We start from the raw sequence: 19,873 nt of genomic DNA, 5'->3' as shown, positions 1-19,873 counted from the left end.
GGTCAGGCTCCTTCGCCCGGAACGACGGGTACATGCGAATGCGTGCCGGGCATGATCGCAGCGGGCTGGCGATGAGTTGACGGGACGCCGTTTTCAAGCAACCGCAGGGCTGTGCGATAGCCGTTGAAAGTGCCGACATCGACATAAGCGGAGCCGGCTTTGATCCCATAGGCTACACCCCCGGCCGCAAGGTAGGCGTTGATCAATGTACCGATATATTCGTCACGACCATCCCGCTCGCGCCAGAGTGCCGCAAGCCGATGCAGGATCTGGCCGGGCATCTTGAACGCGCCCCAAACCCAGTTCGTGGAGGCATCCTGTCGCTTGACCTGGATTTCGACCACGCGCTCGTCGTCCTCGGTACAGACGGCGTCGAAGAATTCCGGGCTGTCCACCGGGAAGAGCAGAAATGAAAGCTGATCGTCGGGCAAATGACAGAATCCGTCCTCGGGAAACCAGATCGTATCTGGAAGGCCGACCAGGACGACCTCGTCGGGCGCCACGAGGGGCGCTGCCCGGAAAATCGCATCGCAGAGACCGATGGGGTTGGGCTGCACCACAAAGAGCGCCGCCGCGTCGCCGTAGCCGGCTGCGTAGTATTCGAGAATGTCGGATTTGCCCGATCCGATGATGAAGCAGATCTTGTCGACGCCGGCCTGGACCATGCGCCGCACCAGATACTCGCTTACAGCGCAGGGACGTTCGGTCTGGCCGTCGATCCGGCTGCCAACCGGCAGCAGCTCCTTCGAGAAACCGAGCGGTTGAATGCGGCTGCCGCGTCCGGCAGCGGGCACAATGCCCAACATCAGACTGCTTCCTCGATCGGTTCGCCGACCGGATTTTGCAAGGCGTCGGCCAGCATTCTATCCAGTTCCGCTGCACGCCTGGCGGACGTGTGCTCGCTCAAGACCCGCTCGCGGGCACGCCTTCGGATGCCGTCGAGTTCGTGCTCGGGCAATTGCAGCGCGGCGACCACGTCATCCGTGTCATGCGCCAACAGGACTTCGCGGCCGGGTTCGAAGAAGTCCGCGAGGCCTGGCCATGCGTCGGTGATGATGGCAGCCCCACACGCGGCCGCTTCGAAGAGCCGCCCCGACGGGCACCAGCCCTTTTGTGCCATGGCTTCCCGGGTGACGTTCAGCGTCAGCCGCGACGATGAGAAGAACGCCGGATGGTCGGCGGGCGGCAGATGCCTGACGAAGAAGATGTTGTCGCTCCACGGGAATTCCTGCGGATACTGTGCGCCGCCAATGATGAAGCGTTGATCGGGCAGGCGCATGGCCGGGCGGACCAGCAGCTCTTCGACGCCAGCCTGGCGATCTGCCGCGTAGGTCCCGAGATAGGACAGATCGCCGGCGAATTCGGCCCGCTTCTCGGCCGGCCGATGCCGGTCGGGATCGACATGCCCGTAGAGGGGCATCACCTGGCGCGCACCCAGAACGGTCTTGAGCGCCTCGAGCGCCGAGCCGCCGGTGTAGCTCAGGACGAGGTGGTAATCGGCAAGGCCCTCTGGTCCGAAATAGGGCGGACGCTCACCGTGCTCGACGCGGGCAAGCGTGACTGGAGTATCGAGATCGTAGAAGACCCGCAGCCCGCGACTTGCCTGCTGGGCCAGGCGCGAAGCCTCTACGGCGTCGGGGCAGTAGGAGGTGACGACGACGACATCCGCTTGCTTCATCGCCCGCTCCGCAACGCGGCGGATGTCCTCCCAGTCCGGATAGATCACGACATTGCCGCCGTCGAGCTGATCCAGATCGCGGGCCCCGGCATAATAGGGAGTGTCGCGTTCGAAAAAGGTGATGGACCAGCCCAACCGGGCGAGAGCGCGGATCAGCCCGCGCCACAGCGTGGCGTGGCCGTTTCCCCATGAAGACGTGACGGTGAGACCGAAAATGACCATCCGCATCCGGAATTTCCTCGTCAGGCCGCTTCATTCATTCGCAGGAGCTTGGAGCCCCAATCGCCCGACACGATGGTCGTGATCGAGGCGGGATCGATGTCGAAGCGGAAGCAGTCGCCGACCGGCAAGCCAAGCACATTGCAGACGGCGGCCTTGATCACGTCGGCGTGGCTGACCAGGGCGACGCACTGGTTCTGATGCAGTTCGCGGACGCCGTTCATCAGCGAGACCATGCGCTGCTGGACATCCAGCATGGTCTCGCCGCTCGGGGTCCTGGCCTCCTGGCGCTGGTCGTTCCAGGCGCGCCAACCGGCGTCGCCGTTCAATTCGTCGAAAGTCTTTCCCGACCAGTCGCCGAAGTCGATCTCGTCGAGTTCGGCGCAGATCGCGATTTCGCCGACGCCGCAGGCGAAAGCGATTGGCAGTGCCGTCTCCTGCGTGCGCTCGCGCGGGCTGCACAGGATGGCTGCAATCGTCTCTTGGGCCATGCGGCGGCCAAGCTGCTCGGCCTGAGCCTTGCCGGCCTCGCCGAGGCTAACGCCGGCCATGCGCCCGGCAAGATAGGAGCCGACATTGTCGTGCGCCGCGTGGCGGATCAGGAAGAACGTGGTGGTCATTCCGCGGCATCCAGCAAAGGCTCATCCTTGCCGGCGATGAAAGCGAGCGTGCGCTGCCGGGCTTCGGCGTCGGTGAACTGTTCGGGAGGCGACTTCATGAAATAGCTGCAAGGACCGGTCAGCGCCCCGGCGATGCCGCGGTCGAGCGCCAGCTTGGCGCAGCGCACCGCATCGATCACCACGCCGGCTGAATTGGGCGAATCCCACACCTCCAGCTTCAGCTCGGCATTCAGCGGCACGCCGCCGAAGGTGGTGCCTTCGACACGAATGTAGGCCCATTTGCGATCGGTGAGCCAAGGCACATGGTCGCTCGGTCCGACATGGATGTTGCCCGGCTCCAGCGGAACATCGAGCTGGCTGGTCACCGATTGCGTCTTGGAGATCTTCTTCGATTCCAGCCGCTCACGTTCCAGCATGTTGAGAAAATCGGTGTTGCCGCCGAAATTCAGCTGATAGGTGCGATCGATGCGCACGCCGCGCTCGCGAAAGAGGTTGGCCAGCAGCCGGTGCACGATGGTCGCGCCGACCTGGCTCTTGATGTCGTCGCCGACCAGCGGCAGCCCGCGTTGCTCGAAGCGCCGGCGCCATTCCGGACGCGACGCGATGAAAACCGGAATGCAATTGACGAAGGCGCAGCCGGCCTCGAGCGCGCATTCAGCATAGAAGCGTGTCGCCTCTTCCGAACCCACCGGCAGGTAGGAGACCAGCACGTCGGCTCCGCTGTCGCGCAGGATATCGCTGACATTGGCAACCGGTTCGGGCGCCTCTTCGATCTCGTCGCGCAGATATTTGCCGATGCCGTCGAGCGTCGGTCCGCGTTCGACGCGAACACCGGTCGTCGGCGCGTCGGCAAAGCGGAACGTGTTGTTCGGGGCGGCGTAGATCGCATCCGCGACGTCGCGGCCAACCTTGCTTTTGGCGACATCGAATGCGCAGACAATTTCGATGTCGTCGACGTGATAGCCACCGAGATCGGCATGCATCAGCCCCGGGATCGGTTCGTTGCTTTTTGCATGACGATAATAGGAGAGGCCCTGCACCAGGGAGGATGCGCAATTGCCGACTCCAACGATGCCAACACGAACCTTTTTCGATCCCACGAAACTGCCGCCCTATGCTGTTCAAAGGTAAGTTCCTTGCGCCGAACCACCACCGTGCCGGAATGTTCCTTGGTCGCTCGAAAAATTGCGCGAGACGGCATGGATCGAAGCTGCACCCGCCGCGTTGCCCGCACGGCAAGCATTGGAAATCGATCGATGATCGTCTACGGCGACCACAAGCGGACCGAGAACGCACGACAACTTCAAGAGGCAGCGATCGACCTGGCCCAAAGCCTCGATCGGATGTCTCGCGGCATCCGGCGCCATGCTGCATTGGTCGGGCTATTCATCAGCGCGTCACAGCTGGTTCAGGGGCTCGCCGATGTCGACTTCAAGGTCCTGGGCGTCGACACCAATTCGCCTTCGCGACGGCAAGGCGCCGCGTTGCTGGTCGGGCTTGCGGCAGAGGTGGCGAAGTCGTGGCGAAGCGGTTTCGCCTTGGGCGGTGGCATCGATCCGCGACTTCTCAAATCGCTGGCGGCGCTCGATTGCAAGGCAGAGGTTTTGACCGGTTCGGCCGAGGGTTACGCGCATTATGCGCTTTATCCCGAAAGCTATCTGGGCGCGGCGCAAGAATCAGGTCTCGACGCGAACACATGTGTGATCGGCATCCGCAGTATCGGCTTGGGGCTTGCGGCCATGGTGGCCGCCGCCATCGGTGCGCCGCCGCCGATCAGTCTGCGTCCGATCGGCCATCCTTTCGATCGGCGGGTCAATGCCGATCCGCGGTTGGTCGCTGCCTGGAGGAACGAGCCGTCGGCTCGGTTCGCTGTCGTCGACGAAGGTCCGGGCCTATCGGGAAGTTCTATCCACGCCGTCGTCACGTGGCTGCGGGACCTAGGTATCGATAGGAGCCGCATTCACCTGTTCCCCAGCCATTCGGGCGATCCGGGCGCAGAAGCGTCGCAGGACGTCCGGGAGACATGGATGCGCTGCCGCAAACATGTGGCGATGACGTTTGAACGCACCTTTCCCGAAAGCTCGCAAATTCCAACGCTGCGCGATTGGGTAGCCGAGGCGGTCGGCAGTCCGGAATTGCGTTTGACCGAAATATCCGGCGGCGCGTGGCGAACCCTTCACTATGCCGACGAAAAGCGCTGGCCACCGAGCACTCGCGGCACCGAACGGCGAAAGTTCCTGGCGTCCGCAGGTCCAGATCGCTGGCTTGTCAAGTTTGTTGGCCTCGGCGAAACCGGGCTGCGCAAGATGCGGGCCGCGACGATGTTGCATCAGGCCGGGTTCGGGTCGCAAGTCGCCGGACTCTGCCACGGTTTCCTGGTTGAACGGTGGGCCGACGGCACCACGATGGATCAGCTCCCGCTGCCCAGACAAAGACTTGTCGCGGAGTTCACACGCTATCTGGCCTGGCGAGCGATCAATCTGCGAACCCGCGAGCCGGGTGCTTCATTGCCCGCCCTCGCGGAGATGGCCGTTCACAACGCTTCCGAGGCTTTGGGCAAAAACCAGGCGGCGAAACTGTGGAACTGGTTCTCGAAACAGGCTGTCCCCCAGGTACTGGAACGCGTCGAGATCGACGGCAGGCTTCACCCCTGGGAGTTTCTGATCGGTGCAGACGGCACGCTGGTCAAGACGGATGCCGTCGACCATTGCCGGGGACACGATCTGATCGGCTGCCAGCCGATAGAATGGGACATTGCCGGCGCTTGCGTCGAATATGGTTTGTCCGAAGGCGAGGCGGCGACGTTGATCGGCGGCATGGGTGACTGCATTGACGTCGGGCTCGTCGAGTATTTCCAACCTTGCTACCTGGCGTTTCAGCTGGGGCTGTGGAGCATGGCCGCTCAATCCGAGGACGGACGGGAACGAGCAAGGCTGGCAGGGACAGCCAACCGATATGAGGCAGGACTGACACGGTTCCTGGACAAGGCCAGGGCGTGACAGTTCCCCTCAATCCAGGCTTCGCAGCATGTCGGCTTCCTGCTCGAGAATACTAGCCACTTCTTCCCGCTGCAGGTGGGTCATCATCAGGCTGACGCAGCACTCCAGATAGGTGATCGAGGCTCGCCGCAAATAGGCGGCCGTCTCCTGTTCCGCCATCTTGTCGATATCCGGTGCGGATCGCTTGGGTCGCATGAGGATGTCCTCCATATCTGGTCCTCTCGTCAAACCACAAGCTTGAGCGGATGTTCCGCCGGAATCGACCGCGAAGGGGTGGCTGCGGTCCAGCATCAGACCGGGAGGTTCTGCAGCCCGCCTGATGTGGACCTCGCCCTCGTGGCGCGACCTGCTATTTGGTTGCCGATCGGAACGCCTTCGAGGCTCGCGAAATAGCCGATCGTCCGGGCGAGCCCCTCGTTGAGAGGCACTCTTGGCATCCAGCCGAGCAGCGCTTTCGCGCGCGAGATGTCGGGCTGCCTGCGTCGAGGATCGTCCTGCGGCAGCGGCAGAAACGTCATCTCCGATTTGGTGCCGGTCATCGCCTTCACCAATGCCGCCAGCCGCATGATGGTGAACTCTCCGGGATTGCCCAGATTGATCGGCTTGCCCGGATTGGGATCGAAATCCATCAGACGCATCAACCCGTCGATCAGATCGGAGACGTAGCAGAAAGATCGTGTCTGCAAGCCGTCGCCGAAGATCGTCAGCGGGCGCTTCTCGAGCGCCTGCATGATCAGGTTCGAGACGATGCGGCCGTCCGCCGGATCCATCCTCGGACCGTAGGTGTTGAAGATACGTGCGACACGAACGTCGGCCTTGGCGGCTCTCAGATAGTCGAAGCAAAGTGTTTCGGCGGTGCGCTTGCCCTCGTCGTAGCAGGCGCGCGGGCCGGTGCAGTTCACATGGCCGACGTAATCTTCCCTCTGCGGATGTTGCTCCGGATCGCCATACACTTCACTCGTGGAGGCCTGCAGCAATCGGGCATCGTTGCGGGCGGCGAGTTCGAGCAGATTCAATGTTCCGATGACGCAGGTTCGCGTGGTGTGGATCGGATCGGCCTGGTAACGCGGCGGCGAGGCGGCGCATGCCAGGTTGAAGATGCGATCCACCGGCTCACCAAGCTCCAACGGACGGCAGATATCCTGCTCGATCAACCGGAACCCCGGCTTATCCATGATCGCGTTGATGTTCTCCATGCGACCGGTGAGAAAGTTGTCGGTGCAGATCACGCGCCAGCCATCGCGTAACAATGCTTCGCAAAGATGCGAACCGAGGAAGCCCGCGCCACCGGCGACAAGCACCGTCTTTGCCCTTTGCGCCTTTTTTGTTCGTCGCATCGCGATTTTCTCCTGTCTGCCAGTCATGCTGCACTTCCGATGTCGAGGTCGAGGACCTCCGCCTCCTTTTGCGTAAGCGCCGTGATGAATTCGCGAGCCCTGGCCACACCGGTGTGGGACGCAAGGACGAGTTCGCGTGCCCGGTCGGCCATGGCGAGACGTGTACGAGCCGATTCCCGGGAAAGAATCACGACGACATCGTCCGGCTTCTTGGCCGTGTGGATCGTCGATGCGGGAAAGAAACTGTCGAGGCCTGGCCAGCGGTCGCTGATGATCGGCGTGCCGCAAGCGGCTGCTTCGAAAAGGCGCACGCTGGGCGACCATCCCGCTGCAATCATTGAACGGCGGGTGACGTTCAGCGTGTAGCGTTGGCGGCTGTAGAACGCGGCGTGCCCGGCCGGCGGCAGATGTTCGATGCGCTCGACATTGTCGGGCCAATCGATGTCGGAGGGATATTGCGAGCCGGCGACGACGAAACGGCGGTCCGGCATGCGCCGTGCAGGTTCGAGCAGGAGCGCGTCGAGCGTGGCTTGCCGATCCCCGCTATAGGTGCCGAGATAGCCGAGATCCCAGCGGACCGGGTCGGCGGTGCGGTGATGCCGTTCCGGATCGACCGAACAGTAGAGCGGCTCGGCGCGGCGTGCGCCGAAGGTCTGCGCCAAATCGTTAAGCACCGGGCCGCCGGCGAAAGAGAAATAGATGTCGAAGTAGGGGATCTGGCGCCAGCTCAGATAGTCGCAATCGTCCGCCGACAGCTTTGCCAGGGTCACCGGCGTGTCGATGTCGTAAAAGCAGAGTTGTCCTTTGCAAAGTGAAGCGACGATGTCGATAACCGCCCGCCCTTCCGGCACGAAGGAGCCGATGACCACGATATCGGCCTGTTCCAGGCACCGTGCATGGTCGCGCTGAAGCTCCGGTACGGTTTCGTAGTAGCGCAAGGCGCAGAAGTCCGGATCGCGCAAATCGCGGTGATTGGCGTACCACGGCACATCGCGCTCCAGGAAAGTCACGCGATGGCCGAGTTCGTGAAGACCTTTCAGCAGACCTCGAAAAGTAGTGGCGTGGCCGTTTCCCCACGACGAGGACAGCGACAGGCCGAGAAAGACGATGTCGAGCTGCTTGGTCATTCGGCCGCCTCCACGGTCCCCTGCGTCAAATGGCGTTTGAAGACTGCATCGGTCACGGCCGCGCGCAGTGCGTAGGTATGGTCGGCGAGAACACGGCGAAGCGCGGCTTGGCCGATTGCCTTTGCCCGACGGGGGGTAAGCGCCTGCATGATTTCGGCGACATCGTCGCCGTCGCGCGCCACAAGGATCTCCTCGCCGGGTTTCAGGAACAGCTCGACGCCCAACCAGGCATCGGTGATCAGGCAGGCGCCGGCGCCGGCCGCCTCGAAGACACGCGTGGCCGGTGAAAAACCGTTCGCGGCCATGCTGTCGCGGCTGATGTTCAAGACGGCCTTTGGCGTGACATTGAAGGCGTTGTGATCGCGGGTGCCGACATGGCCGATCCAGCCGACATTGGCGGGGAGCGGCTTGTCTCCCCAGCCCGATCCGCCAAGCAGAAAACGTTGCTCCGGCAGTTGGCTCGCAGGATCGAGGAAGAACGATCCAACACGGGCTTCACGATCCGGCAGCCTGTTTCCGAGGAACGCCAGATCGCAGGCAAAACGCGCATTGCCGGCGACCGGGTGGTGCGTTTCGGGATCGAGCGCATTGTAGATGGGCACGCACTCGTTCGCGCCCATGGCACGATAGGCCCAGACGACGGGATCGCCGCCGCCATAGGTCAACACAAGGTCTATTTCCTGCAGCGCACTATGGAGCGGATGGTCCGGCTCGTCGCGCAACTGGGCGAGCGTGGCCGGCGCGTCGACGTCCCAGAACACGGTGAGCGCGTCGCTGCGGGCGTGGTCGAGCACGGCGCGCAGCAGCGCCTCATCCTCGAAGCCGACGCCACTCGCCTTGACGACGATATCGGCCTCGGCGGCCCGTGCCGCTACCTGCATCAGCGCATGCCGGGTCGCCTCATAGACGACGGCGGAGCACCAGTCCGGCGCCTCGATGTCGCGGTTTTTCTGCCGGTCATAGACGTCAGGCTCATAGAAGGTGATTTCATAGCCCAGTTGCGAAAGCGCCTTCAGCAGTCCACGGTAATAGGTCGCGGCACCGTTCCAGTAGGACGACAAAAGGCTCGATCCATAGAATGCGATCTTCATTCGGCGGCTTCCTTTGCGGCGGTCGGGTCGACGGAGTGCAGGTTCGTGCATTGCCCGAGAACGTCGAACAACTCGTCGACGCGGTGACGACAGGTGTGGCGCGAGCGGATGGTCTCAAGGCCCGAGGCCACCAGCGACGCCGCGAAATCGGCATCGGCCAGCACCGCCTGTAGGTGTTGCCGCATTTGCGAGCCATTCTCGGCAAACAGGAAGTCGACGCCGGGCCTGAAAAGCCGCTCGACATCGGACCACGGTGCTGAAATCAGCGGGATGCCGCAGGCGAGTGCCTCGAACATGCGGATCGTCGGAATTCCAGGCAATCTTTCACGATAGGGGCGCCGTGGGATGTGCACCGTGACATGATGCATGGCGAAGGCCTTCGGCACGTCGGCATTGGCGATCCACCCTTCGTAGCGCAGACCGGCGGCGGCCAGATCGGCAAGTGCCGGCTTGGGATAGCGGACACCGTGAACAGTGGCCTCAAGGCCGAGATCGCGCACCGGTTCGATCAGGAACTCCCTGAGTTCGGCGGTCCGCTCGTCGTCGCCCCAGTTTCCGATCCAGACCAGATTGGACGTAGCGTGGATTTCCGGGTGCGGCTTGAACAGGCGATCATCCGCCGCTTCATGCCAGGTGAAGACACGCTTGCCCCAGCCGGCGCGCAGATAGCTCTCGCGCAATGCTTCGCCAAACGCGAGAACGCCGTCATAATGCTCCAGATGGAGCGCCGAGATTGCCTCGGTGGCCGACACGGCCCGGTGATGGGTGTCGTGAAACAGAAGGATGAAGTTGCCGCCATCGGCCCGGACACGGCCGATGCGAGCGACAAGGTCCGGGTCGGTCCATTCGTGGACGATCACCACGTCGGCCTCGGCGATCCAGGCTTCGTGGTCGAACCCGGCATCATAGGTCACGGGCATCAATTCGGGGAAATCCTTGCGGAAGCGTTCGATCGCGAAGGATCCCTTCTCGGCCAGCAGGTTTGACCGGCTCCAGCCGTCCGCGGGCTCCAGAGCGATGGCCTGATGCCGGCGCGCCACCAGTTCGCGCATGACGCCGCGAAGGAAATGGGCATTGCCGTGGTTCCAGTCGGAGACGAGCGAGTGGGTGTAGAACAAGAAGCGCATGATCAGCGCTCCGCCACGGCTAGTGCCGCCTTTTCGTAGACATCGCGCGTGGCCGCGGCCTGCCTCGCCAGCGTGTACCTGCGGCTTCGGCGAAGGGCGGCCTGGCCGAGCTCTCGCCTATGCCCGGCATCGCTGGAAAGACGATTGACGCAGGCAGCGAGATCACGCGGGTCCCGCGCGTCGAAGAACATCGCGGCACCGTCCCATATCTCGCGATAGGTCGAGATGTCCGAGAGCACCAGGGGCGTTGCCGACATAGCCGCTTCCAGCGCCGCCAGACCGAACGGTTCGTAGAGCGACGGCGATACAAAAATGCCGGCGCGGGCCATCAAGGAGCGCACCTCGTCATACGGCAGCGCCCCGAGAGAAACGGCGTGATTGACGGTGGCACGCTCGCCGTTCGGGCCGTGAATCGAACCGGCTGCAAAGATGGGCCATTGCGTCAACGAGGCGGCCTGGTCGACCGCCATCACGTTCTTTCCCTCGTCCCACCAACGGGCGGCGGCGAAGACCACCGGCTGGCGGTTTTCGACGTTCGGGACCGGACGGGCGCCATTTCCGACGATGTGCAGGCGTGCGACCGGGCCATAGCAGGTCTCGAGCAGCTCGGCATGGCTGCGGCTCGGCGCGATGACGGCGTCGGTCCTGTCGAAGCCGCGCTTGTTGCGCTCTTTCTGCCAGGTCCATGCGCTGTCCAACGCCTGTCCCCTGACGGAGTGGAACCATGTCGTCACGCATGAATGCGAGACCGCTATGATAGGGCAGGGCGCATCCAATCCCACTGCCTGCGTCGGCGCGTTGAGATGGACGACGTCGATGGCGTGGTCACGCATCGGCGCACGCAATTCCCCCGGCAGAGCGTCGAGATCGCCGGCGTCGTGGGTCATCCAATCCAGCGGCGTGTTCAACCAGATCAGCGTCGCGAAGGACCGCGCCTCTTCGGCCTGTTGCCTCGATGGTTGCGGTCCGAGCCCGGCGAACACGATGCTGTCGCCGCCGTTGACCAGCTCCCGGCCGAGATCAAGCGCATAGCGCCACACCCCGCCCATGGCGTCGACGGTCATCAGGATGCGGCGCTTGCGCGGCCTTAGTGTCCGCAACATGCCGCCTCCAGCTCCGCCAGCGGACGCGGGCGCTTTTCCTGAATGTCGCTGAACTTCTGGAAGGAGGCGAGGTAATGATCATGGGCGCGCTCCCAGGCGAGATCGTCGGGTTCGCCCCAAAGCTCGCGATAGCTGGGCGAACTCGGATAAGGATAAAGCGGTACGGGTTCATTGGCCCACACGCCATTGTCGATCAGATGGGCTCGCCAGTAATCGACAAGGGCAGGATCGTCCTCGACAACGCCGATCAGATTGGCCTGGACGAAGGGAACGTGGCGTCTGGCCTTGACCAGCAGCGCGGCGAGTTCCTCGGTGCCCAGCCGGCAGCGCTTCGCCAGCATCGCCCGCCCTTCCACCGTCAGGCTTTCGAGGCCGGCTTCGATGGAGACGCAGCCTGCCGCGCCCAGCAATTCCAGCAGCTCGGGTTTCCACAGATCGATGCGGGTCTGTACGCCGAATTTCACATCGCGCTCGACCAACGCCTCCAGCAACGCTTTTTGCGGCAGGAAAATTTCGTCGATGAAGTAGATATAGCCGACGCCTTGGGCAATCAGCCGATCGATTTCGGTCACCACCGCTTCGTGGTTCCGGCGGCGATAGGCATCGCGGAAATCGATCTTGGCGCAGAAGCTGCAATTGTAGGGACAGCCGCGTGACGCCTCGACCTCGGCGCCGAACCCATGCTGTTGGTCATCGAACCTATGATGGTGATGCGAATGGGCGGCGATCCAGTCGGATGACCATTCAAGCGGCGGATGATCGACAAAGGAACTGACATGAACGCCGCCGTTCGAAACCAGACTGGCGTCCCGCAGATAAGCGGTCGAGTGCACCGCGCTCCAATCGTCGCGCCGGGCAAGTTCCGCGACGATTTCCTCGCATTCGCCGCGCACGACAATGTCGGCGCCAAGCTTGCGCAGCGTCGGCGCCGGCGTCGCCGAGCCATGCGGCCCGACCGCGACGGTGCGTCCGCCACGCCCAGCGAGACGATTGAGGAAATCGGCCGGCACGCGCAACTCCGGCGGTGCGCAGCGCCAGAACAGATAGGTCGGCGCGGTGCTGACAACCGTCATCGCCGGCGCGAACTCAGCCACGCGTTCGCAGAGCCCGGAATTGTCGAGCTTCTGTAACTGCCCGTCCAGCAGCAGCACCTCATGGCCGGCCGCTTCGAGCATGGCTTTCGAATAGCCGAGTTCCAGCGGCAGATGCGGTTGGCGGCAGCCGAAATAGATGCTGTCGTCATACGTCCAGAAGGGATTGACCAGGGCTATTCTCATGCGACGTACCTCACGGCTTCGGGGCGAGGCTCAAGCCGGTGGCGCCGCAGCCAGTCGGCAAAATCGCGAATGCCCTCGCGCCACGCGACCTGCGCCTTCCAGCCAAGCGCGGCCTCGATCTTGCGGGTATCGGCGACGAAGAAGGGCTGGTCGCCGGTCCGTTCCCCATCGTGGCGGATCGAAAGCTCACGGCCGGTCAGGCCGCCGATCTCGCTCAACAGCATACGCAGGCTGAGCGCATTTTCTGGTCCGCCGCCAAGATTGAATGCCTGGCCCCCGGCGGTCTCGATCTGGTCCAGCACGGCCCTGTAGGCGGCGACCGCATCCGAGACGTGCAGGATGTCGCGCACCTGCCTGCCGTCGCCGTAGATGGTGATTTGCCGTCCCGTCAGGGCGCTGAGCAGGAAGTGCGCCACCCAGCCCTGGTCCTCGGTTCCGAACTGGCGCGGTCCGTAGATGCAGCTCATCCGCAGCACCGCCGTCGGCATGCCGTAGGATTTGGCATAGTCGAGTACATACTGGTCCGCCGCACCCTTGGAGCAGCCATAAGGTGTGCAGAAATCCAGGCCGCGGGCCTCATCGATGCCGCCGGCCTGGATGGCGTTGTCGCAAGCTATGTAGCGGTCGCCGTCCTCGCGAACCGCGACATCGGGAAGGCTGCCATAGACCTTGTTGGTGCTGGCGAAAACCACCGGGATGCGCTCGCCGCTCAGTCGCGCCGCTTCCAGCACGTTGAACGTTCCCCGAAGGTTGATGTCGAAATCCTCGTCCGGCCGGACCAGGCTCGTAGTGACGGCCGTTTGCGCGGCCAGATGGAAGATCGCCTTGGATCTCATCAGAACCGGCGCCAGGGCATTGGCGTCCCGCACATCGATGGTCTCGACCGTAAGGCGGTCGCCGTGTTTCTGGGCCAGCCATTCCAGGTTCTGTTCGACGCCGGGACGGCTGAGATTGTCGACCACCAGCACCGGTTCGCCATCCGACAACAGGCTGTCGGCCAGGTTCGATCCTATGAAGCCGCTGCCGCCGACGATGGCGACCGGCGCTTCGCGACGGTTGCGTGCGCCCGGGCTCATGACACCAACCCACGCTCTTCGAGCTCGCGCTTCATTTCGGCGCCGCGGTCGACGGCGGCCGTATTGCGCACCCAGGAAACGAAATCGCCGAGAGAGCTCTCCAATCGGCGGCCCGGTTCGAAGCCGAGCAGCTCACGTGCCTTGGAAATATCGGCGAAGCAGTTGCGTATATCGCCGGAGCGCGCCTTGCCGAGCAGCTCGGGCGAGCGGTTCGGGGTTCCCATGGCCTCTGCCAGCAATCGCGCGACTTCGCTGATCGCATAGGCCCGGCCGCTGCCGATGTTGATGACGTGGCCCTTTGCCTGACGTTGCTGCAGCGCAAGGCGAAAGGCGCGGGCGACGTCCTGCACATGAACGAAATCGCGCTTCTGTTCGCCATCCTCGAAGATCATAGGCCGTTGGCCATTGGCGAGACGTGAAGCGAAGTTGGCCAGCACGCCGGTGTAGGGATTTGATAGTGCCTGGCCGGCGCCGAAGACATTGAACAGGCGCAGCGCGACCGCATCGATGCCGTACGCTTCGCCGAAGATCAGCACGGCGCGCTCCTGGGCGTATTTCGTCAGCGCGTAAATCGAGGCGAGATCGACCGGTTTTTCTTCGTCTGTCGGCACCGGCGAAAGGGGTTCGCCCTCCGGCGACAGTGGATTCCACTGTCCGCTTTTGATGTCGCTCGGCTTGCGCCGGGCATTGTCGATGCGCCGACCGTCGGGCGTGGCATAAAGGCCCTCGCCATAGACGCTCATCGAGGAGGCGACGACGATCCGCTCGACCGGGTGTTTGATCAACGCCTCGAGCAGCGTCGCCGTGCCGAGATCGTTGGTGCCGACATAGCGCGCTATCTCGTACATCGATTGCCCGACGCCGACTTCCGACGCCAGGTGAATGACCGCGTCGACGCCTTCCAGCGCCTCGGTAACGGCCTCGCGGTCGCGGATGTCGCCCTTGAGCAGTTCGGCTCCTGCGGGAAGCGCGATCGCTTCGCCCGCATGCACCTGCTCCAGCAGGGCGTCGAGAATGCGAACCGAATAGTCCTGGGCGATGAGTTCTTGTGTGACGTGGCGACCAATGAAGCCGCAGCCTCCTGTAACCAATATGCGTTTCACGACGACTCCTCAGACGAGTGACCTCGGCGCCCCGAACTTTTCGGCAAAAGGTTTGTTCCCTGTGGTTCAACAAAGTTCCCTTCCAGACCTTCGTGCGAAGCAAGACACCGCCGTCAGCCCTTGACGCTGGAACATTGCCGCCGGTGTGCTGTTAGGACGCTCGACAGCCGCCGTGACGCCGATAGGGCGAGGCCGATGATCAAGGAGATTTCAATGTCGCAGTCCCAGACGACCACCAATCACGACGAAATTCGCAAATGGGCCGAGGAGCGGCAGGGTCGCCCGGCGGTGGTCCGCACCAAGGGCGAGGGGGGCATCCTGCGGATCGACTTCGGCGAGCCCGAGGAAGCATTCGAGCCCATCGATTGGGACGAGTTCTTCCGGATATTCGACGACAATGATCTGGCGTTCCTGTATCAGGCCAAGACCAGCGACGGAAAAGCCAGCCGCTTCAACAAATTCGTCGAGCGCGATCGCAAGGGTTGAGAAGGCTGGCCTGGCAGCTGATCCTGGCCGATCCAGAAAATCTCGAAATTCGATGGAACAATCGACGGCCCCATTGCTTCGGGCGCTGAGCCAGAAAGGCGATCCGGCAAGATCAAGCCCCTGAACGCAGTTGCGGATGATGGACGATCGCAACCCCCAAGGGAAGCGACTTAGCCTCGGACTCGGAGGACAAAATTCAATGCATCAGTTTTGCGCCGTGGTCCTTCACCACCTCTCGCATGATGTCGTTGAGCCAGTTTTCGGTCGACTGGCCAAGCCGCCTGTGGTCGATGTTCCGGATCGCTTGCTCGAGTGTCCTCTCGACCAGCCGGTCGGATGCGTTGACGTCTCCCAGCAAAAGACGCGCCGCGAGCCGCAGTTTGGGCAAAAGCGTGAAGACGTCGTCTGGCGGAGGGGGCACGGCGATGCCCGCTTGTTCCGACGCCTGCGCCGGAAAAAGGGCATTGAACACGGCCCTGCTGCCCGAGGATTTTCGCAAATTGCTGGCGTAGCGAAGATGTTCGGGAATGGCGATGTCGTTGTCGCCGCTGAAGAACACGAAAGGGATGCCCCGGCGCATCAACTTGTCCGCGATCGGAAACACGCGTCGGCCGTTGAGGTTGACGTCCAGGATTGCAGCTTCGGCCTGATCGGTGTGTTCGGAAGCCTGCTCGACGGTGGCCGCGGGTCCGAGGATGATGGCGCCCATATTGCTGAAAAACCGTGCGAGATCTCCCGCCACCGCCCATTCGTCTTCGACAATCAAAATGTGCAATCCCCGCAGATCGCGCACGTCGTCATCCTTTCTTCGAACGGAGTTTAGGATGCAGAGAAGCCGTTTCCCATTTTCTGTCATCCAGCGCTGCCCGCAATCGTTTCGCAAGCACCAGCATGCGATCCGGGACGGGCCCTGCACCGAGATATTTGATTGATTGAGGCGCCCCCGGCGCCATTGGTGCCAGGAGCTTCAGGCCAGCAGAGCGTTTCGTCATTGAACCACCATGGATGTCGGGTTCAACGTCATCGGTGCTGTCTTGTTCCATTCTGCCTGCGCGCTATATGGTTATGTCCTGTCCGAGCCGACCTTGAGGGAGTTCATGTCGGGTCGGGGAAGAGGGATATGCCGTGACAGCGCAATCAATCAAGTTCCTCATCGTCGGCGTCGGCGCGTCCGCGGGTGGCATTCCCGCGATGGAAGGGCTGTTCAAGGGCATCACCAGTCAGCCAGGCATGGCGTTCGTGGTCATCACGCATCTCAGTCCCAAGCGCAACAGCCTGCTGCATGAAGTTATCGACCGCTACACCGAGATGCCTGTCGTGGTGGTGGAGGACGGCGTGGCTGTTGAACCGGACCACGTCTATGTGATGCCGGAAAACGTCACTCTCGTCATCGAGAATGGCATGCTGCGCCTTAGGCGGCCCAATGGGCTTACCCAAGAGCGCAAACCCGTCGATATCTTCTTCAGCGCACTGGCCGACGACCAGGGCGAATACGCGGTCGGCGTCATTCTGTCGGGCGGTGATTCCGATGGAACCCTGGGCGTCAAGGCCATCAAGGAGCGGGGCGGGCTCACCGTGGCGCAAGCGGCTGACGGCTACGGTCCGCGCAATCCCGACATGCCGCAGAGCGCCATTGCCAGCGGGCTCATCGACGTCGCCGTGCCCGCCGAGCAGATTGGGGCGAAGCTGGAGGCTTACGCCCGCGGCTTCGACGCGCTGGACGGGCTGACGAACGAAGAGGACGTTCACACGGCCGACATAGATCAGGTCCGCGAACAGATATACGGGATCTTGCGCAGCCACTCCGGTCATGACTTCTCAGGTTATAAAACCAAGACCTTCCTGCGCCGGATCAAGCGGCGCATGCAGATCGCCCAGATTCAGTCCATCGGCGCCTATATCGATTGGCTGAAGAAGGACCCTCGCGAGGTGATGAACCTGTTTCGCGATCTGCTGATCAATGTCACCAACTTCTTCCGCGATCCCGAAGCCTTCGAATTGCTCGAACAAAAGATCATCCCGCGGCTGTTCGACGGCAAGACGGCGAGCGATACCGTCAGGGTCTGGGTTCCAGGCTGCGCCACAGGCGAAGAGGTGTTCTCCATCGGCATCCTGCTGCGTGAACACATGGAAACGCTCTCGGCCGTGCCTCGCGTCCAGATTTTCGCCACCGACATAGACGAGCCGGCGCTGGCGGTGGCGCGCGCGGCACGCTATCCCGAAGCGTTGATGCAAGGACTTTCCCCGGAACGCAAACAGCGGTTTTTCAACGGCGATGGCGAAAGCTACGTCCTCAGCAACGAGATCCGGGAGCTATGCATCTTCTCGCCACATAGCGTCATCCGCGATCCGCCCTTCTCGCGCATGGATCTGGTTTCGTGCCGTAACCTGCTGATCTATTTCGGCCCAGCCATTCAAAGCCGCGTTCTTCCTGTCTTCCACTATTCGCTGAAGCCCGGTGGTTATCTTTTCCTCGGCACGTCTGAAAGCGTCGGGCAGCACGAAAATCTGTTTGCCACAGTCGACAAGAAACATCGCCTCTTCCAGGCACGGGAGCATGTCTCGCCGCACATCAGGCTGCCGGCCCTGATCGGCGATGTTCCTTCCGGCGTTTTTCCGGCCGAAACCGCTGGCTTGAAGAAGGGAACGGTCGGCTATCCGCTGCGCCAGGCTGTCGAGGCGCAGGTGCTGGAGCGGTTCGCGCCGCCGCATGTCCTCGTCAACGCGGAAGGCGACGTCGTCTACTATTCGGCGAGGACCGGCAGATACCTCGAAGCGCCGCAAGGCATCCCCAGTCGGCAGTTGCTGACGATGGCGCGCCGCGGGCTTCGGCTGGACCTGCGCGCCGCATTGAGGGAGGCGACGACGACACGCCGCACTGTCGTGCGGGACAACCTCGCCGTCGAGGAAGATGACGAACGCGTACAACCGATCAGGCTGACGATCGAGCCGCTCGCCGAGCGGGGCAATGGAGAGCCGCTTTACCTTGTGCTCTTCGAGCCGTCGGGACCGACGCAGGCCCGACCCGATGAGGACGGCGGCAGTCGTGACAGCGACAGCACCGCCGATCTCGAGCGGGAGCTGCGCGACACAAGAGAACGTCTTCAATCCACCATAGAGGAATATGAGACGGCCCTCGAAGAGGTGAAATCTTCGAACGAGGAACTCGTCTCCGTCAATGAAGAGGCGCAATCCACCAATGAGGAACTCGAAGCGTCCAAGGAAGAGATGCAGTCGCTCAACGAAGAGCTCAACACCATCAACGCGGAGTTGACCAGCAAGATAGAAGAGCTCGATCACGCCAACAGTGATCTGCGGAACCTGTTCGAAAGCACCGATATCGCGACCATTTTTCTCGACCGCAGTCTTGTGGTGCGGACCTTCACGCCGGCGGCCTCGTCCTTCTTCAGCCTGCGCCCCTCCGACGTCGGCCGGCCGTTGACGGATCTTTCGAGCCAACTCGATTACCCCGAGTTGAAGCAGCACATCGACAAGGTGTTCGAGACAGGCGAGATCCTGAACCACCATCTTGCGCGCGATTCCAGGGGCCTGTTTCACATGGTCCGCATCAACCCCTATCGGGACAAGGGCAACAGGATACAGGGCGTCGTGGTGACACTGGTCGATGTTACCACCCTGGCGCGGGCGGAAGAGCATCAGCAGGTGCTCATCTCGGAGCTGAACCATCGCGTCAAGAATATGCTCGCGGTGATCGCCAGCATCGCCAACCGCATGCGGGACAGTTCCGATACGAAGGAAGAGTTCGCGGAGGCGTTGATCGGTCGGCTGCACGCCATGTCCCGGGCCTACGGACTGCTGACCCGCGAGAGGTGGAAAGAGGCTTCGGTCAAGGAATTGCTCCACCAGGAACTCGAACCGTTCGGCATCGAACGGATCGAACTCGATGGCGACGACGTTAAACTCGGCCCGCAACAAGGGCTTTCCCTCAGCATGGCCATTCATGAACTGGCCACCAATGCGGCCAAGTATGGCGCCCTGTCCAAGCCCCGAGGCAGGATCGGCGTCAAATGGGCGATGGATGGCGACAATTTCACGCTTGGCTGGCGCGAAAAGGACGGCCCTCCCGTCAGGGAGCCGTTGAACAATGGCTTTGGGCTGAACCTGTTGAAGGGGGAAATCGGCTACAGGCTCGGCGGCGATGTCGAGACCTCCTTCCGCAAGGACGGTCTCGAGGTTCAGATCGCTTTTTCGGCAAACCATAGAGACGCGCCATGAGCGACAGACCGCACGTTCTGGTGGTCGAGGACGAGTGGCTGATCGCAGAGGACGTCGCGTCTGACTTGCTTGCAGCGGGCTATCCCGTGGTCGGTCCTGTTTCGTCGGTTGCCGCCGCGCTTCAACTTGTCGAGGCGGACAAGGTCGAGGTGGCGTTGCTGGATATTCAGCTCAACGGCGAAACGAGCTTGCCGGTCGCGGAAGTCTTGCTGGCTCGCGGCACGCCGTTCGCGTTCGTAACGGGATTTGGGGAGCGTGATGTTCCGGTCCCGTTTCGAAACTGCAAATTCGTGGCAAAACCCGCAAGCGAGGCGGCCATCCTCACTACCGTGGCTGACCTTGCGTCGCTTCGCGCAGCCAAGAAACGGTCGTGATTTCAAGCCAGCCGGTCGCG

At 62.5% G+C, this 19,873-nt stretch carries 19 protein-coding genes; 4 read left to right on the top strand and 15 right to left on the bottom strand.

Going from position 1 to position 19,873, the window contains the following annotated elements:
* Nucleotides 1-2 precede the first annotated feature (2 nt).
* The 4 genes from O7A61_RS08845 to O7A61_RS08830 are packed head-to-tail and all read right to left on the bottom strand — an operon-like array spanning nucleotide 3 to nucleotide 3,617.
* The gene (locus tag O7A61_RS08845) at nucleotides 3-806 is read right to left on the bottom strand and encodes a sugar phosphate nucleotidyltransferase (RefSeq protein ID WP_337129393.1); all 804 of its coding nucleotides are present in this window, start codon (nucleotides 804-806) and stop codon (nucleotides 3-5) included.
* Nucleotides 806-1,906 carry a CgeB family protein gene (locus tag O7A61_RS08840; protein WP_337129392.1) on the bottom strand — a complete coding sequence of 367 codons (1,101 nt, stop codon included), beginning with the start codon at nucleotides 1,904-1,906 and terminating at the stop codon, nucleotides 806-808. Before O7A61_RS08840 ends, O7A61_RS08845 begins: the two co-directional genes overlap by 1 nt.
* A 14-nt stretch (nucleotides 1,907-1,920) precedes the next feature.
* Nucleotides 1,921-2,517 carry a histidine phosphatase family protein gene (locus O7A61_RS08835; protein WP_337105943.1) on the bottom strand — a complete coding sequence of 199 codons (597 nt, stop codon included), beginning with the start codon at nucleotides 2,515-2,517 and terminating at the stop codon, nucleotides 1,921-1,923.
* Nucleotides 2,514-3,617 (bottom strand): inositol-3-phosphate synthase, encoded by a 1,104-nt coding sequence (locus O7A61_RS08830; protein WP_337105942.1) that lies wholly within the window; start codon nucleotides 3,615-3,617, stop codon nucleotides 2,514-2,516. Before O7A61_RS08830 ends, O7A61_RS08835 begins: the two co-directional genes overlap by 4 nt.
* Nucleotides 3,618-3,773: 156 nt before the next feature.
* Between O7A61_RS08830 and O7A61_RS08825 the strand changes: the two genes are divergently transcribed.
* On the top strand, nucleotides 3,774-5,516 hold the full coding sequence (locus tag O7A61_RS08825; RefSeq protein WP_337129391.1) for a hypothetical protein: 1,743 nt from the start codon (nucleotides 3,774-3,776) through the stop codon (nucleotides 5,514-5,516).
* 9 nt (nucleotides 5,517-5,525) lie between these two features.
* Here O7A61_RS08825 and O7A61_RS08820 read toward each other — a convergent pair whose 3' ends face one another.
* The 9 genes from O7A61_RS08820 to O7A61_RS08780 form a co-directional block, all read right to left on the bottom strand.
* Entirely contained in the window at nucleotides 5,526-5,711 is a 186-nt protein-coding gene (locus O7A61_RS08820) for a hypothetical protein (protein WP_084636728.1), read from the bottom strand.
* Between the two features lie 95 nt (nucleotides 5,712-5,806).
* A complete protein-coding gene (locus O7A61_RS08815) occupies nucleotides 5,807-6,853 on the bottom strand; it encodes a UDP-glucuronic acid decarboxylase family protein (protein ID WP_337129390.1) in 1,047 nt (348 codons plus the stop codon).
* A gap of 23 nt (nucleotides 6,854-6,876) precedes the next feature.
* Complete coding sequence (locus O7A61_RS08810) at nucleotides 6,877-7,980, bottom strand: CgeB family protein (protein ID WP_337129389.1); 1,104 nt, start codon at nucleotides 7,978-7,980, stop codon at nucleotides 6,877-6,879.
* Entirely contained in the window at nucleotides 7,977-9,071 is a 1,095-nt protein-coding gene (locus O7A61_RS08805; RefSeq protein ID WP_337129388.1) for a CgeB family protein, read from the bottom strand. Before O7A61_RS08805 ends, O7A61_RS08810 begins: the two co-directional genes overlap by 4 nt.
* A complete protein-coding gene (locus O7A61_RS08800; RefSeq protein ID WP_337129387.1) occupies nucleotides 9,068-10,198 on the bottom strand; it encodes a CgeB family protein in 1,131 nt (376 codons plus the stop codon). The genes O7A61_RS08805 and O7A61_RS08800 overlap by 4 nt, the downstream gene beginning before the upstream one ends.
* A gap of 2 nt (nucleotides 10,199-10,200) precedes the next feature.
* Complete coding sequence (locus O7A61_RS08795) at nucleotides 10,201-11,301, bottom strand: glycosyltransferase family 4 protein (protein ID WP_337129386.1); 1,101 nt, start codon at nucleotides 11,299-11,301, stop codon at nucleotides 10,201-10,203.
* Nucleotides 11,286-12,578, bottom strand: a complete 1,293-nt coding sequence (locus tag O7A61_RS08790; RefSeq protein WP_337129385.1) for a TIGR04295 family B12-binding domain-containing radical SAM protein — start codon at nucleotides 12,576-12,578, stop codon at nucleotides 11,286-11,288. Before O7A61_RS08790 ends, O7A61_RS08795 begins: the two co-directional genes overlap by 16 nt.
* Nucleotides 12,575-13,654, bottom strand: coding sequence for a GDP-mannose 4,6-dehydratase (locus O7A61_RS08785; protein WP_337129384.1), 1,080 nt, complete (start codon nucleotides 13,652-13,654; stop codon nucleotides 12,575-12,577). Before O7A61_RS08785 ends, O7A61_RS08790 begins: the two co-directional genes overlap by 4 nt.
* The gene (locus tag O7A61_RS08780; RefSeq protein ID WP_337129383.1) at nucleotides 13,651-14,757 is read right to left on the bottom strand and encodes an NAD-dependent epimerase/dehydratase family protein; all 1,107 of its coding nucleotides are present in this window, start codon (nucleotides 14,755-14,757) and stop codon (nucleotides 13,651-13,653) included. Before O7A61_RS08780 ends, O7A61_RS08785 begins: the two co-directional genes overlap by 4 nt.
* 213 nt (nucleotides 14,758-14,970) lie before the next feature.
* On the opposite strand from O7A61_RS08780, the gene O7A61_RS08775 reads away from it, so the two are divergent.
* Entirely contained in the window at nucleotides 14,971-15,243 is a 273-nt protein-coding gene (locus O7A61_RS08775) for a hypothetical protein (protein WP_337129382.1), read from the top strand.
* A gap of 196 nt (nucleotides 15,244-15,439) precedes the next feature.
* Here O7A61_RS08775 and O7A61_RS08770 read toward each other — a convergent pair whose 3' ends face one another.
* The gene (locus O7A61_RS08770; RefSeq protein WP_337129381.1) at nucleotides 15,440-16,036 is read right to left on the bottom strand and encodes a response regulator; all 597 of its coding nucleotides are present in this window, start codon (nucleotides 16,034-16,036) and stop codon (nucleotides 15,440-15,442) included.
* Between the two features lie 4 nt (nucleotides 16,037-16,040).
* Complete coding sequence (locus O7A61_RS08765; RefSeq protein WP_337129380.1) at nucleotides 16,041-16,286, bottom strand: hypothetical protein; 246 nt, start codon at nucleotides 16,284-16,286, stop codon at nucleotides 16,041-16,043.
* 82 nt (nucleotides 16,287-16,368) lie between these two features.
* Here O7A61_RS08765 and O7A61_RS08760 point away from each other — a divergent pair, with 82 nt between their 5' ends.
* The gene (locus O7A61_RS08760; RefSeq protein ID WP_337129379.1) at nucleotides 16,369-19,479 is read left to right on the top strand and encodes a CheR family methyltransferase; all 3,111 of its coding nucleotides are present in this window, start codon (nucleotides 16,369-16,371) and stop codon (nucleotides 19,477-19,479) included.
* Nucleotides 19,476-19,853, top strand: a complete 378-nt coding sequence (locus O7A61_RS08755; protein WP_337129378.1) for a response regulator — start codon at nucleotides 19,476-19,478, stop codon at nucleotides 19,851-19,853. The genes O7A61_RS08760 and O7A61_RS08755 overlap by 4 nt, the downstream gene beginning before the upstream one ends.
* Nucleotides 19,854-19,873: the final 20 nt, after the last annotated feature.

It is taken from the genome of Mesorhizobium sp. Cs1321R2N1 (assembly GCF_037179725.1).
In the GTDB taxonomy this organism is placed as follows: Bacteria; Pseudomonadota; Alphaproteobacteria; order Rhizobiales; family Rhizobiaceae; genus Mesorhizobium; species Mesorhizobium salmacidum.
This window is presented reverse-complemented; position numbering and strand designations above follow the sequence as displayed.

Coding starts and splice junctions, on each gene's coding strand:
- O7A61_RS08805 (WP_337129388.1), bottom strand. CDS start 9,071: ATGAAGATCGCATTCTATGGATCGAGCCTTTTGTCGTCCTACTGGAAC.
- O7A61_RS08790 (WP_337129385.1), bottom strand. CDS start 12,578: ATGAGAATAGCCCTGGTCAATCCCTTCTGGACGTATGACGACAGCATC.
- O7A61_RS08825 (WP_337129391.1), top strand. CDS start 3,774: ATGATCGTCTACGGCGACCACAAGCGGACCGAGAACGCACGACAACTT.
- O7A61_RS08810 (WP_337129389.1), bottom strand. CDS start 7,980: ATGACCAAGCAGCTCGACATCGTCTTTCTCGGCCTGTCGCTGTCCTCG.
- O7A61_RS08820 (WP_084636728.1), bottom strand. CDS start 5,711: ATGCGACCCAAGCGATCCGCACCGGATATCGACAAGATGGCGGAACAG.
- O7A61_RS08795 (WP_337129386.1), bottom strand. CDS start 11,301: ATGTTGCGGACACTAAGGCCGCGCAAGCGCCGCATCCTGATGACCGTC.
- O7A61_RS08755 (WP_337129378.1), top strand. CDS start 19,476: ATGAGCGACAGACCGCACGTTCTGGTGGTCGAGGACGAGTGGCTGATC.
- O7A61_RS08765 (WP_337129380.1), bottom strand. CDS start 16,286: ATGGAACAAGACAGCACCGATGACGTTGAACCCGACATCCATGGTGGT.
- O7A61_RS08845 (WP_337129393.1), bottom strand. CDS start 806: ATGTTGGGCATTGTGCCCGCTGCCGGACGCGGCAGCCGCATTCAACCG.
- O7A61_RS08800 (WP_337129387.1), bottom strand. CDS start 10,198: ATGCGCTTCTTGTTCTACACCCACTCGCTCGTCTCCGACTGGAACCAC.
- O7A61_RS08785 (WP_337129384.1), bottom strand. CDS start 13,654: ATGAGCCCGGGCGCACGCAACCGTCGCGAAGCGCCGGTCGCCATCGTC.
- O7A61_RS08775 (WP_337129382.1), top strand. CDS start 14,971: ATGTCGCAGTCCCAGACGACCACCAATCACGACGAAATTCGCAAATGG.
- O7A61_RS08840 (WP_337129392.1), bottom strand. CDS start 1,906: ATGCGGATGGTCATTTTCGGTCTCACCGTCACGTCTTCATGGGGAAAC.
- O7A61_RS08815 (WP_337129390.1), bottom strand. CDS start 6,853: ATGCGACGAACAAAAAAGGCGCAAAGGGCAAAGACGGTGCTTGTCGCC.
- O7A61_RS08835 (WP_337105943.1), bottom strand. CDS start 2,517: ATGACCACCACGTTCTTCCTGATCCGCCACGCGGCGCACGACAATGTC.